The sequence below is a fragment of the Microcoleus sp. AR_TQ3_B6 genome (assembly GCF_036702785.1).
GTDB lineage: Bacteria > Cyanobacteriota > Cyanobacteriia > Cyanobacteriales > Microcoleaceae > Microcoleus.
In genome coordinates, this window is sequence record NZ_JAUBVJ010000018.1 from 91889 (window position 1) to 104506 (window position 12618).

Genomic DNA, 12618 nt, shown 5'->3' on the forward strand with positions numbered 1-12618 from the left:
ACAAGGGAGAATTTATGACAGATTTAATTGATGCCGTCAAGACGGGTGATGTTGCCGCTGTAGAAAGTGCGATCGAACAGCGTGCAGATATCAATGCCAAAAATGAGCAAGGTGAGACAGCTTTGACGGCTGCGGCTGAGGCTGGCAATTCTGCGATCGTCAAAAAATTGCTGGCTGCAGGTGCCCAGGCAAACAGTCAGGATAATGACGGGTGGACGCCGTTAATGAGTGCCGCTGCTGCCGGACATAGCGAGATTGTACAGCTTTTGCTGGAGGCGGGAGCGGATGTGAATGCTAAAACTAATTTTGGTTTGACGGCTTTGATGAGTGCGGCAGGCAGCGGGCGCACTCAAGTTGTGGAATTTTTAATCGATAAAGGAGCTGATATCAAAGCTAAGGATAATAATACTTGGACTGCGTTAGTTTGGGCTTCTTCGGAGGGCCACAAAGATGCGGTTGAGGTTTTGAAGCTAGCGCGCGATCGCCATTAAAGACTTAGCAACCGGGTTGATTGGAAAAACCCGGTTTCTGGATGGTACAATTAATCAATAAATTTGCCATTTTCCTGTCATGGTACTATTCGATCGAGAAATGCGTTTGCCAACTAGCGCCGAACTTCCTTCTTCGGATGATACTCCTGTGGATGACGAAAATCAAAACTTTCTTCCCAACTTACTTTTATTCTTGCTCAAATTTCACTGGCGGCAGCGAACTGGTTTTTTGGCGTGGATATGGCAATTTATCACACGACGGGAGTGAGTCATCTGGTTCCAATCGTTCCTGACGGATTCTTGAGTTTGGGCGTAGAAAGGTTCAAAGGCGATACTTTGCGCCTCAGTTACGTCCTGTGGGAATAAAATAATATTCCCCCGATTTTTGCCCTAGAGATTGTTTCTCAAACTTACGGCGGCGAATACGATAAAAAAATTGATATTTATGCGCGGTTGGGCGTGCTGTACTATGTGATTTACAATCCCTACTACTGGCGGCGAGACCAACATCAACCGTTTGAAGTTTATCGTTTGGTAAATGGTGAGTACGAACAGCAAATTGGTGAACCTTTCTGGATGCCGGAAGTGGGCTTAGGAATTGGTCGAGGTCGGTACAGTGATGGGGAACGACAGTTGGAAGTTTTGTACTGGTTTGATGAACGAGGTAGCAGGTATTTGACGGCTGAAGAAACTGCCGATCGAGCACAGCAAAGAGCGGAGGAATCAGAACAAAGAGCGGAGGAATCAGAACAAAGAGCGGAGGAAATACAACAGCAGCTTGCTAGATACCGCGATCGCTTTGGTGAGTTGCCGGAATAGCAAAGTGCGATCGCCCTTTTTGTAGAATGTGCGATCGCACCGACATCAGCAATCAGGCAAATCCCCAATAGCTGCGAGATTTCTATCCAAGTAAAAGTATCGACGAATAACTAGGTGCTGGTAATTGATTCAACTTGAGATTTCCGCCGCCTTCAATAACAGCGATCGTGTCACCGGGGCTGGTTTGGCTAACTCCATTTTGAGCGAAGGGCAAGCCCTTCCTTTGGATTGCTAAATCTCGATTATTGTTAGTGGGAACCAGAATGTAGTCATCTAAGAAAGACCCTCTGAGTTCGATTGTATCCTGACCTTGGGTAAAGTTCCGAATAGTAGCAAAACCCGGCCCAATGTAGAAAGTTTTAACACCAAGAACACTCAGTCTAGGGCTTAGTATTACTTCCCCGAGCACGAATGTATCGCGACCGGTACCGCCAATCAGAGTATCGAATTCGTTGCTGCCGTCACTTCCACTCACCCCGTAGCCTGCTCCAACTCCAATTAATCTGACATTACCCACACCAACACCTGTGAGGATATCATTGCCGGGGCTTCCGACAAAAGTAGCGGAGCGCCCCTCAAATTGCCCAAATTTGAAATAATGTTCTCGACCACTTGTCAAGGCTCCTGAGTAGACAAAAGGCGCGATGTCGGGGTTCTCGAATAAATATAAATTTTCCCCAAAAGAAGTCGCAAATCTGCGCTCTTTATTTCCAAATTTGATGAAGTGCTGGTAGCCATTTTTGAAAGTTCCGTTCTGAACAAATGGTAGCAGGTCTTGGTTATTTGCTAAATAAAAATCTTCGTCATACTCAGGCGATACGCGAGTGCGACCCTCTTCGTAACCGTATTGGATAAAGTGGTCTAGTCCGGTCGCAAACGGCGCATTTGGGTTGAATGTGCGGACAAAGGGTTTAAGGTCTGGATTTCTCTCAAGGTAAGTATCTTCGTCAAAATACCGCGATATTTTTGTGAGGCCGGCGGCTTGACCAAATTTTTCAAAGTGTTCTCTCCCGGATTTGATGATGCCTGCATCAATGGCTGGTTTCACCCAGGGATATTGTGAAAGGTAGTATTGTTCGTCAAAAATTTCGTAGTTCGCCATGTTTGTCTCCTATTTTTATTATTCCTCTATAATCGGCAAAATAGACCATACAGACCTTATTAAATGGTTTTACGCTTGGGAAAAATATTAGTTTTGGTGGCAGCATCATTATCATTATTTTTAATTTTACCTTCGCGAATTATAGCTTTTTGCCTCAGTTAATTGCTTGATATAAAAAAGTCATGAATCATCAGTATTATAGCAATCCTCGCATCAGTTTCAATAACTTCCAGGCGTTTCGCCTCTTAATCAAAGTCACTCTTGCTCTGCCTCGCCTGCTACAATCGAGGCTCTTCCTCCGGATCTGCGTTACCAGGAAGAGCCTGGTAACGAGTAGAATCATTTAGGATTGCTATAGCTAATGACTGATGACTAATGACTAATGACTAATGACCAATGACTATCCAATCAAGAAAGTACTGTTACTGTTAGCTTCTTGGAAGATCAAACCCAAGCTTGCTCCTCCTTCAATCACGCCCAGCACGTCTCCGGCACGTGTCTGGATGGACAAATTGCTGCCAACGGGAACCAAGTTGTAACTGCTTAAAGAAGTTCCTTGCAGTTGGATAAAATCGTTTTCTATGTTGAAGTTGCGAATCGTAGCTTGACCGTTACCCAAATACAGCGGTGTCGGGGCGGTATTCCCGGCTGTAGCACCCACTCCCAGTACGAATATATCAGAGCCCGGACCGCCAATCAGGACATCGAACTCATTGGTGCCAAAGCTTTCATACTGCCGGTTGCCCCTGGGATCGATACCTACTTCCACTCCAATGAGTTCGGTAGTCCCCACACCAACACCAGTGAGAATATCGTTGGTGCGGCTACCAACAAAAGTAGCCTTGCGGTTTGGCTCGTTTTTCCCGAAATTGAAGTAGTGTTCCCGACCAGTTCTCAGGACTCCCGAGTTGACAGACGGTACAATGTCGGGGTTTTCTTTTAAGTATTCAGGTTCAAAAAATGAAGTCCCAAAACGGCCTTCTTTGGCCCCGAATTGAATGAAATGCTGGTAGCCTGATTTGAAAGGTGCATTGGGGCCGATAAACGATCGCAACTCTGAGTTATTTGCTAAATAAAAATCTTCGCTGTACTCAGGCGATACTGCGCTGCGGCGCTGTCCTTCATCGTAACCGAACTGGATAAAGTGATCTAGACCTGTCGCAAAAGGTCCGTTTGGATTGAATGTGCGGATAAAGGGTCTGAGGTCTGTGTTGACAGTAAGGTAAGCATTTTCGTCAAAATAACGCGATACTTTGGTTAGACCGGCCTCTCGCCCGAATTTTTCAAAATGTTCTCTCCCGGATTTGATGACTCCGGCATCAATGGCTGGTTTGATCCAAGGATATGAGGCGAGGTAGTATTGTTCGTCAAAAATTGCGTAGTTAGCCATGTTTTACCCTAATGTTTTAATGAGCTTGATAGTCCATAGCAATTAGCTTTCCCTGAACTAGAGCGCCAATCAGGAACTTAGACACAACAGACTTTATAAAATCGTTTTAAGTTCCTGGCAACCTACCAATTTTGGTAAGTCAGCAATGATCCTAAGGCTACATACTGCTTTCACAAATTATGCCTTTTTTCCATCAGTTAATTGCTCGATCGCAAGTTTGATCGATTCTACAAAACTTTGCTCTTTTTTCAGGATTTCTTTCTCAATGGTTGGTTAATTTTTAATTATTTTTATATAACAAATTTTGATATCACAACAATATTTTTTTGTCAAGTAAAATTTTGTAAAGAAAAGATGGAGTATTTGCTCAAGGAATTTATAAAAAAATGTAACGAAAAAATGCCATAAATTTGTCGAATTGTGTCATATGCAGGCTCAAATCGCCTAATGGCAAGCATTTTCTGGTAAAAATGCTTATGGGATAAAAAAATTCCCGATTCGCGAAAACAGCATCTTAAAGGAGCCTAACCGGATGTTCACTCACGTCAAGCCCACCATTCGCCACGTCGTGCCGGAAAACTTGCAGGGGCGCTCGCTCATGAAGGTGGTCTATGTCGTACTAGAACCGCAGTATCAAAGCGCCCTGTCGGCAGCGGTTCGATCGATCAACAAGAAAAATCCGAATTTGGCAATAGAAATCAGCGGCTACCTGATCGAGGAACTCCGCAGCCCGGAAAATTACGAAGCCTTCAAGCGGGATGTGGCGGATGCCAATGTATTTATTGCTTCTCTAATTTTCATCGAAGATTTGGCAGAAAAAGTGGTAGCGGCGGTGGAACCGCTGCGCGACAGCTTGGATGTGGCCGTCGTCTTCCCGTCGATGCCAGGGGTGATGCGGCTCAATAAAATGGGCAGTTTCTCGATGGCACAGTTGGGACAAAGCAAAAGTGCGATCGGCGAATTCATGAAAAAACGGAAGGAAAAATCCGGGAGTTCCTTCCAAGACGGAATGCTGAAACTGCTGCAAACTTTGCCGAAAGTGCTGAAATATTTGCCCATCGACAAAGCCCAAGATGCGCGCAACTTCATGCTGAGTTTCCAGTATTGGCTGGGCGGTTCCCAAGAAAACCTGGAAAACTTCTTGCTGATGCTGTCACATAAATATGTGTTCAAAGGCCAGGAACAGCTAAGTTTTCAAGAGCCCGTGGTATACCCGGATATGGGAATTTGGCATCCTTTGGCACCGTCGATGTTTGAGGATGTAAAAGGATACCTCACCTGGTACAACGCCCGCAAAGATATTTCTGCTGATCTCAAAGATCCCCTCGCACCTTGCATCGGCTTGGTATTGCAGCGGACTCACTTAGTCACGGGAGATGACGCGCACTATGTAGCAATGGTGCAGGAATTGGAGGCAATGGGGGCGCGGGTGGTGCCGATTTTTGCCGGCGGTTTGGACTTCTCGAAACCAGTCGAAACTTTTTTCTTGGAAGTTGGGACCAAAGGTGTTGCACCGCTGCCGATAGTTGATGCGGTGGTTTCTCTGACTGGTTTTGCGCTGGTGGGCGGCCCGGCGAAACAAGATCACCCAAAGGCGATCGAGACTTTGAAAAAGCTAAACTGCCCTTACATGGTGGCTTTGCCGCTGGTTTTCCAAACAACGGAAGAGTGGGAAAATAGCGATTTAGGCTTGCACCCGATTCAAGTTGCTTTGCAAATTGCCATTCCCGAGTTGGATGGCGCGATCGAACCGATTATATTGTCGGGAAGAGATGGCGCAACTGGCAAGGCGATCGCCCTGCAAGACCGGATCGAAGCAATTTCCCAGCGCGCCATGAAGTGGGCAATGCTGCGCCGCAAACCAAAATTAGATAAAAAAGTTGCCATCACAGTTTTCAGCTTCCCGCCGGACAAAGGCAACGTCGGAACAGCCGCTTATTTGGACGTTTTCGGCTCTATTTACCAAGTATTGAAAGCCTTAAAAGGCAACGGTTACGACTTGCCAGAACTGCCGGATTCCGCCGAAAAACTGATGCAAGAAGTCATCCACGACGCAACAGCCCAATACCAAAGTCCGGAATTAAATGTTGCTTACCGGATGTCGGTAGCTGAATACGAAGAATTCACTCCTTACTCGGAACGCTTGCAAGAAAATTGGGGTCCGCCTCCGGGACATTTGAACAGCGACGGACAAAATTTGCTGATTTTCGGCAAACATTTCGGCAATGTGTTTATCGGAGTGCAACCTACTTTTGGATACGAAGGCGATCCGATGCGGTTGTTATTCTCTCGTTCTGCCAGCCCGCACCACGGTTTTGCTGCTTACTATACATATTTGGAGCGCATTTGGGGTGCGGATGCGGTGCTGCACTTTGGCACTCACGGTTCGCTAGAATTCATGCCCGGTAAGCAGATGGGAATGTCTGGGGAATGTTATCCCGACAGTTTGATCGGCAAAATTCCTAACCTCTATTATTACGCCGCCAACAATCCCAGCGAGGCAACAATTGCCAAGCGCCGCAGTTATGCTGAAACAATCAGCTATCTGACTCCTCCGGCTGAAAATGCTGGTTTGTACAAAGGTTTGCAAGAACTCAGCGAGTTAATTGCTTCTTATCAAACTTTGAAAGAGACTGGGCGCGGTGTGCCGATTGTTGATGCGATCGTCGAAAAATGCCGTTTGGTGAATTTGGACAAGGATATCGCCCTACCTCCGGAACAAGAAAGAGGGGTGGCTGCGGGAATGACTGCCGAGGAACGCGACAATTTAGTTGGCTTGGTTTACCGCAAGTTGATGGAGATTGAGTCGCGGTTGTTACCTTGCGGTTTGCACGTTATCGGTAAGCCGCCGACTGCGGAAGAGGCGATCGCAACTTTGGTAAATATCGCCAATTTAGACCGCGAAGAAGACGGGCTGATAAGCTTGCCGCGGATTATTGCTAACAGTCTCGGACGCGATATCGGCGAAATTTACACTAACAGCGACAAAGGCATTTTAACTGATGTCGAATTGCTGCAAAACATCACCTTGGCCTGTCGGGATGCCGTTGGCGCTTTGGTGAAGGAACAAACCGACGCTGAGGGCAGAGTTTCCCTTGTTTCTAAGTTGAATTTCTTCAACATGGGCAAGAAAACACCTTGGCTTGAAGCTTTGCACGCCGCCGGTTACAAAAAAATCGATCCAGAACCGATTAAACCGCTGTTTGAGTATCTGGAATTCTGCTTGCAGCAAGTTTGTGCCGACAACGAATTGGGCGCTTTGTTGCGCGCGTTAGAAGGCGAGTATGTTCTGCCTGGCCCCGGTGGCGATCCGATTCGCAACCCGGATGTTTTGCCGACTGGCAAGAATATGCACGCTTTAGACCCGCAGTCAATCCCTACAACGGGGGCGGTTAAGTCTGCTAAGGTTGTAGTCGATCGGCTGTTAGAAAGACAGCGCGTGGATAACGGCGGAAATTACCCAGAAACGATCGCCGTTGTGTTGTGGGGAACCGACAACATCAAGACCTACGGTGAATCCCTCGCCCAAGTAATGTGGATGGTGGGAGTGAAGCCAGTTCCCGACGCATTGGGCCGGGTCAACAAACTCGAATTGCTTTCTTTAGAAGAGTTGGGACGCCCTCGGATCGACGTAGTAATTAACTGTTCCGGCGTATTCCGCGACTTGTTCATCAACCAAATGAATTTGTTAGATAAAGCTGTGAAAATGGCAGCGGAAGCCGACGAACCCTTAGAGATGAACTTCGTCCGCAAACACGCCCTGAAGCAAGCGGAAGAAATGGGAATCAACCTGCGACAAGCAGCAACCAGGGTATTTTCCAATGCCTCTGGTTCCTATTCATCTAACGTCAACTTGGCGGTGGAAAACAGCACTTGGGAAAGCGAAGCCGAGTTGCAGGAAATGTACTTAACTCGCAAATCCTTCGCCTTTTCTTCCGACAATCCCGGAACAATGGAACAAGACAGGAAGATTTTTGAATCATCCTTGAAAACTGCGGAAGTGACTTTCCAAAACTTGGATTCTGCCGAAATTTCCCTAACCGACGTGTCGCACTATTTCGACTCCGATCCGACTAAATTGATCGGCAGTTTGCGGGGCGACGGCAAGCAACCCGCATCCTTTGTTGCTGATACAACCACAGCCAACGCGCAGGTGCGGACGCTATCAGAAACCGTGCGTTTAGATTCGCGGACTAAGCTGCTGAATCCGAAGTGGTACGAGGGGATGTTGTCGCACGGCTATGAAGGTGTGCGGGAGATTTCTAAGCGTCTGGTGAATACGACTGGATGGAGTGCGACTGCGGGCGCGGTGGATAATTGGGTGTATGAGGATGTCAACACTACGTTTATCAAAGATGAGGAGATGCAGAAGCGTTTGCTTAACTTAAATCCTCATTCGTTCCGCAAGATTGTCAGCACTTTGCTTGAGGTGAATGGCCGGGGTTATTGGGAGACTTCGGAGAGTAATTTGGATCGCTTGCGTGAACTTTATCAGGAGGTGGAAGACCGGATTGAGGGAGTAGAATAAACCTCCGAATTTCGGACGATCGCCTTTAATCTGTAGGGACACAGCAATGCTGTGTCCTTATATTTTTGAGAGGGTTTTGATGAGTAGGAAGCGATCGCCCTCAAGACTGACTTGATATGTTACCATCGTTAATAAAGGTCGTTTAGCCACGATAAAATACCGCTATGACTACCCTCACCCTCAACCTCAATCCAATTATTAAGCTAACAGACGATCAGTTTTTTCAACTCTGTCAGGAGAATGAAAATATTAGATTGGAACGCACAGCTAAAGGAGAATTAATTATCATGTCACCAGCAGGAGGAGAAACTAGCAGCAGCAATGCAGGATTAACTGCACAGATTTGGATTTGGAATCAGCAAAATAGACTGGGTAAAGTTTTTGATTCCTCTGGCGGTTTCAAACTTCCCAATGGGGCCGATCGCTCTCCTGACGCTTCTTGGGTAAAATTAGAACGCTGGAATGCACTAACTCCTGAACAACAAAAGAAATTTCCCCCCATTTGTCCTGATTTTGTCGTTGAGTTAATGTCTCCCAGCGATAGTTTGAAAGAAACTCAGGATAAGATGAAAGAATATCGAGATAACGGTGCTGTTTTAGGTTGGTTAATTAATCGCAAGTCGCGGCAAGTAGAAATTTACCGTCCGAATCAAGAAGTTGAAGTGCTAGAATCTCCAGCCGCTGTATCAGGTGAAGATGTTCTCCCCGGATTTATTTTGAATCTTGAGTCGATTTGGTAAAGTACGCGCGTGCGAAGCTATCCCGCAGGGAATCGCACCTCTCCAATGTTCAATAGAGTTAAAGTTCTCGTGGAGTATTTGCAATGGTTCAAACCCTGGCGTACAGTAAAGAAGAGCTTGCAGGTTCTCACCTGGTTTTACATGATATCAGTTGGGAAACCTACGAACACTTGTTAAAAATATTTGCGGAACGTTCAACGCCGCGCATGACTTACTATCAGGGGACTTTAGAACTAATTGTACCTTTACCAGAACATGAAACCTATAGCTGGACTCTCGGACGACTAATTGTAGCACTTTCGGAAGAATTAGGACTAGAGATTATCGGATTAAAATCATCTACTTGGCGTTCGGAACCGAAAAAAGCTGGCAAGGAAGCTGATGAATGTTTTTATATCCAAAATGAAGCTTTAATGCGAGGAAAGTTAACTATCGATCTCAAAAATGACCCGCCGCCAGACTTAGCTGTGGAAATGGATTTGACTAGCTCATCTATCAATAAAATGGCGGTTTATGCGGAACTTAAAGTGCCGGAGGTTTGGATTTGGAAGAAGGGGAAACTAATAATTAATATTTTAAATGATACGGATTATGTCGAGTCGGAAACCAGTTTGGCATTTGGCTCGTTTCCTGTCAAAGAACTCGCACAGTTTATGCACCTAGACTCAGAAAAGGGAGAGAATGCGAGAATTAGAGAGTTTCGGGAATGGGTGCGATTCCCTGCGGGATAGCTTCGCACGCGCGTACTTACAGAATCAGCTACTGTAGGGAAAAGGCACTGCTGTCTCCTAGGGGCATGGATACGGACACGGCAATGCCGTTTCCCTACGAATATCCCGTTTATCAACCGAATTTGATATCCTTTAGAAACATACCGACTTTGCACATACTGTTTCAACACAGACACGGACACGGCAGTGCCGTTTCCCTACAGCGATCGATCGCTTGACGGGTGTACTTTATCAAGGTGGAATCTGCTGTAGCTCAATTTTAAATTGTGAGAAAAGCGATCGCCCTTTTATTCTCAAAGTTCGATCGCTCTTATACTATCTTGCACAATTTGTTAGCTGTTGCGAATTCACCTCAAAGGCGATCGCAAACTCCACTTGTGGCAGCAATCTTTTGATAATCCGCAAGTGTTCCTCGGCGTCGTTTCGGCGGCGAAAACGCGCCACAGTCAGGCGTTGCAGGTTGGGTAGGTGGCGGTAAATCACCCACGGGTAAAGTTGTTGTTTGTAGTTCATCCTAGTTCTGCCATAGATTGCGGGCAAAATGAGACACTAGAAAGGCAGGGCTGATTTCCCGTACTCTGCCCTTTTGCTGTCTATATAGACATAGTGTCTGGACAAAGTTGTTTTGTCAAGCAGTCTAGACACTATGTCACATTTTGTAATGATTAAGCGAAGACAACCTCAAGAAGAAGCTGGCGAATCACCGCTGAAAAAACTCAGAGATGAGTTAGGAATGTCCCAAGAAGAATTTGCTCGGCAAATTGGGACATCGGTACGGACTGTGAGTCGCTGGGAAGCCGGAGATAACGTGCCGACATTCACAATTGCCCAGATCAAAGCTTTGGCAAATTTTTTGCGATCGCGCGGATTAACTCTTGATGACTTGCCCGATCGCTTTGGTCCGCCTGAGTGAGGGTGTGAGAAAAATAGGATACGATCGCCCCTCGATTTGCCTTCGATCGAACGAAAGAGGAGTATTTTCGCAGAGCGATCGCCCTTGATACTATATTATAAATAGATGGGAGTATTGAGCCATGAGTAATGTCAATTATGCTGCAATGAGCGATCGGGAACTAAAGCGATATATTCTCACTCATCGAGACGATCGCGAAGCTTTTTATGCCTATATGGATCGGCGGCATTCTCGTCCTCACAAAGTTAGTATAAAACTTGACGATCCAGCTTGGGAAGATAAAATTATATCAGCAATTCGGATGAACTTAAACTCTGCTAATTAATGAAGTATGAAGTAATTATTTACTGGAGTCAGGAAGATGAGGCTTTTATTGCCGAAGTTCCTGAATTACCAGGATGTGCTGCTGATGGGGAAACTTATCAAGAAGCATTGCAAAATGTAGAAATGATTATGCAGGAGTGGATTGAGACTGCTCAGGAAATAGGGAGATCTGTCCCTCAACCTAAAGGTAGATTGATGTTCGCATAAATAATGCCCGACTAAGAAGGGATAGAATAGTTCAGCTTCTTATTTGAATAGGGGTAGGGTCTGCCTTATCCCTAAGTCAGAAAAAGTTAAGTATATATTCACGGAAAATTAATAGGGAACGGATTAAAGATATGAGTTTAGTGGAACTTTTGAATCCCAAAGAGAATGAACATATTCTTGATCTGGGCTGTGGAGATGGGATAATAACGACACAGATTGCTGATAGTGCTGCTCGAGTAGTTGGTATTGATATCTGTGATTCTCGTGAAGATTCTTGTAATAATTTCCAATTTGAAAGAAGAAATGCCACCGATTTAGATTTTAACCAAGAATTCGATGCTGTGTTCTCAAATCTTGTAATTCATCATATAAAAACTCCCGAACAAGCTCGCAAACAAGTGATATCTTCTGTTTGGAAGGCACTTAGACCTGGCGGACGGTTTGTTGCAGAATTTTATGGACACGGTACTGCTAAAGAAATTATATTAGCTCTTCAAGAAGTTATGATTTCTCACAATTATTCTTTTGATATTAATGAGGATTTTCCTTGGTACTTACCGACTCAAGAAGAATATTGCAATTTGCTGATAAATCAAGGATTTACAGTAATTGTTAATAAGATTTTTCCAAAAAAGTTAGACTTACACAATGGAGTAGATATTTGTAGGTGGCTTGAACAGATACCATTCAATACTGAAAAGTTTAATCATATAAATGATTATTTTGAAGAGGTTCAAAAGAAAGTTCGTTCTCAACTATCTGAAAATGGCAAATGGTTTGTGAACTACCAACATATCAGAATAGTTGCTAGAAAATCTTCTCACTTATCCAATAACAACTAATTTTACTTCTTCTTCCATCCACTAATAGTCACCCACGTCCAATAAGCAGCGTTAATATCTCCCCTTTTCATGGCTTCTTTTGCATTCCACGCTGCTTTATATCCCCTATCTAGTTCTCTTTTGATGAACTTAGCTTGTCTGGGATCTACTGGATTACTTCTTAAGGCTTGGATGGCTCTTTCAAAGTTTAGCAATGCAGTGTCATAGTCTCCACCACGACCAGCATTAATTGCAATTTGCAGGTAGTTTGTTATATACCTCTCTCAAAATCTGCGATCGCTTCTGCTGCTAAAGCATCCAGTTTACCCTCAGCAATATCTTTCTCTAGCTGGACATCCCATCGTTTGTAATCCAAATTTAGAAACCACTCTAACAACTCTCCTATCTGGTTCGGCGGAAGTTGCAGAATCGCATTTTCTATCTGTTCAATAGTCAACATAGGGTGTCTTAAGTTATACCATTTTGCCAAATAAGTGCTACAATGCCAGAAAAATAAGGGATATTTTATGAAGGTCAACTATCAAGAAAGAA

16 protein-coding genes are annotated in these 12618 nt (G+C 45.0%); 11 read left to right on the forward strand and 5 right to left on the reverse strand.

Going from position 1 to position 12618, the window contains the following annotated elements; translation table 11 throughout:
- The first annotated feature begins 14 nt into the window (after positions 1–14).
- From QUB56_RS11785 to QUB56_RS11795, 3 genes are all read left to right on the forward strand, one after another.
- A complete protein-coding gene (locus QUB56_RS11785) occupies positions 15–491 on the forward strand; it encodes an ankyrin repeat domain-containing protein (RefSeq protein ID WP_332955335.1) in 477 nt (158 codons plus the stop codon).
- Positions 492–570: 79 nt separating this feature from the next.
- Positions 571–759, forward strand: coding sequence for a hypothetical protein (locus QUB56_RS11790; protein ID WP_332955336.1), 189 nt, complete (start codon positions 571–573; stop codon positions 757–759).
- A gap of 128 nt (positions 760–887) precedes the next feature.
- Positions 888–1310 (forward strand): Uma2 family endonuclease, encoded by a 423-nt coding sequence (locus QUB56_RS11795; protein WP_332955352.1) that lies wholly within the window; start codon positions 888–890, stop codon positions 1308–1310.
- Positions 1311–1392: 82 nt separating this feature from the next.
- Here the strand turns inward: QUB56_RS11795 and QUB56_RS11800 are convergent, their stop codons facing one another.
- Positions 1393–2412: a calcium-binding protein gene (locus tag QUB56_RS11800; RefSeq protein WP_332955337.1), complete on the reverse strand. Its 1020-nt coding sequence runs from the start codon at positions 2410–2412 to the stop codon at positions 1393–1395.
- A 400-nt stretch (positions 2413–2812) separates the two neighbouring features.
- Positions 2813–3802 carry a calcium-binding protein gene (locus QUB56_RS11805; protein WP_332955338.1) on the reverse strand — a complete coding sequence of 330 codons (990 nt, stop codon included), beginning with the start codon at positions 3800–3802 and terminating at the stop codon, positions 2813–2815.
- A gap of 532 nt (positions 3803–4334) precedes the next feature.
- Between QUB56_RS11805 and QUB56_RS11810 the strand changes: the two genes are divergently transcribed.
- The 4 genes from QUB56_RS11810 to QUB56_RS11825 all read left to right on the forward strand — a co-directional run bounded on the left by QUB56_RS11810 (position 4335) and on the right by QUB56_RS11825 (position 10019).
- Positions 4335–8330, forward strand: a complete 3996-nt coding sequence (locus tag QUB56_RS11810; protein ID WP_332955339.1) for a magnesium chelatase subunit H — start codon at positions 4335–4337, stop codon at positions 8328–8330.
- A 164-nt stretch (positions 8331–8494) separates the two neighbouring features.
- Positions 8495–9070, forward strand: a complete 576-nt coding sequence (locus QUB56_RS11815) for a Uma2 family endonuclease (protein WP_332955340.1) — start codon at positions 8495–8497, stop codon at positions 9068–9070.
- An 83-nt stretch (positions 9071–9153) separates the two neighbouring features.
- Complete coding sequence (locus tag QUB56_RS11820; protein WP_332955341.1) at positions 9154–9801, forward strand: Uma2 family endonuclease; 648 nt, start codon at positions 9154–9156, stop codon at positions 9799–9801.
- Positions 9777–10019, forward strand: a complete 243-nt coding sequence (locus tag QUB56_RS11825; protein ID WP_332955342.1) for a hypothetical protein — start codon at positions 9777–9779, stop codon at positions 10017–10019. The genes QUB56_RS11820 and QUB56_RS11825 overlap by 25 nt, the downstream gene beginning before the upstream one ends.
- Positions 10020–10116: 97 nt before the next feature.
- Here QUB56_RS11825 and QUB56_RS11830 read toward each other — a convergent pair whose 3' ends face one another.
- Positions 10117–10314: a hypothetical protein gene (locus QUB56_RS11830; protein ID WP_293352268.1), complete on the reverse strand. Its 198-nt coding sequence runs from the start codon at positions 10312–10314 to the stop codon at positions 10117–10119.
- A 133-nt stretch (positions 10315–10447) separates the two neighbouring features.
- Here QUB56_RS11830 and QUB56_RS11835 point away from each other — a divergent pair, with 133 nt between their 5' ends.
- From QUB56_RS11835 to QUB56_RS11850, 4 genes are all read left to right on the forward strand, one after another.
- Entirely contained in the window at positions 10448–10714 is a 267-nt protein-coding gene (locus tag QUB56_RS11835; protein ID WP_332955343.1) for a helix-turn-helix transcriptional regulator, read from the forward strand.
- A 121-nt stretch (positions 10715–10835) separates the two neighbouring features.
- On the forward strand, positions 10836–11039 hold the full coding sequence (locus tag QUB56_RS11840) for a DUF6887 family protein (protein WP_332955344.1): 204 nt from the start codon (positions 10836–10838) through the stop codon (positions 11037–11039).
- Positions 11039–11245: a type II toxin-antitoxin system HicB family antitoxin gene (locus QUB56_RS11845; protein ID WP_332955345.1), complete on the forward strand. Its 207-nt coding sequence runs from the start codon at positions 11039–11041 to the stop codon at positions 11243–11245. The genes QUB56_RS11840 and QUB56_RS11845 overlap by 1 nt, the downstream gene beginning before the upstream one ends.
- 131 nt (positions 11246–11376) lie before the next feature.
- Positions 11377–12087 carry a class I SAM-dependent methyltransferase gene (locus QUB56_RS11850; RefSeq protein WP_332955346.1) on the forward strand — a complete coding sequence of 237 codons (711 nt, stop codon included), beginning with the start codon at positions 11377–11379 and terminating at the stop codon, positions 12085–12087.
- A gap of 2 nt (positions 12088–12089) precedes the next feature.
- Here QUB56_RS11850 and QUB56_RS11855 read toward each other — a convergent pair whose 3' ends face one another.
- Both QUB56_RS11855 and QUB56_RS11860 read right to left on the reverse strand, forming a co-directional pair.
- The gene (locus tag QUB56_RS11855) at positions 12090–12281 is read right to left on the reverse strand and encodes a hypothetical protein (RefSeq protein ID WP_332955347.1); all 192 of its coding nucleotides are present in this window, start codon (positions 12279–12281) and stop codon (positions 12090–12092) included.
- A 56-nt stretch (positions 12282–12337) separates the two neighbouring features.
- Entirely contained in the window at positions 12338–12526 is a 189-nt protein-coding gene (locus QUB56_RS11860; protein WP_332955348.1) for a hypothetical protein, read from the reverse strand.
- Between the last annotated feature and the right edge of the window lie 92 nt (positions 12527–12618).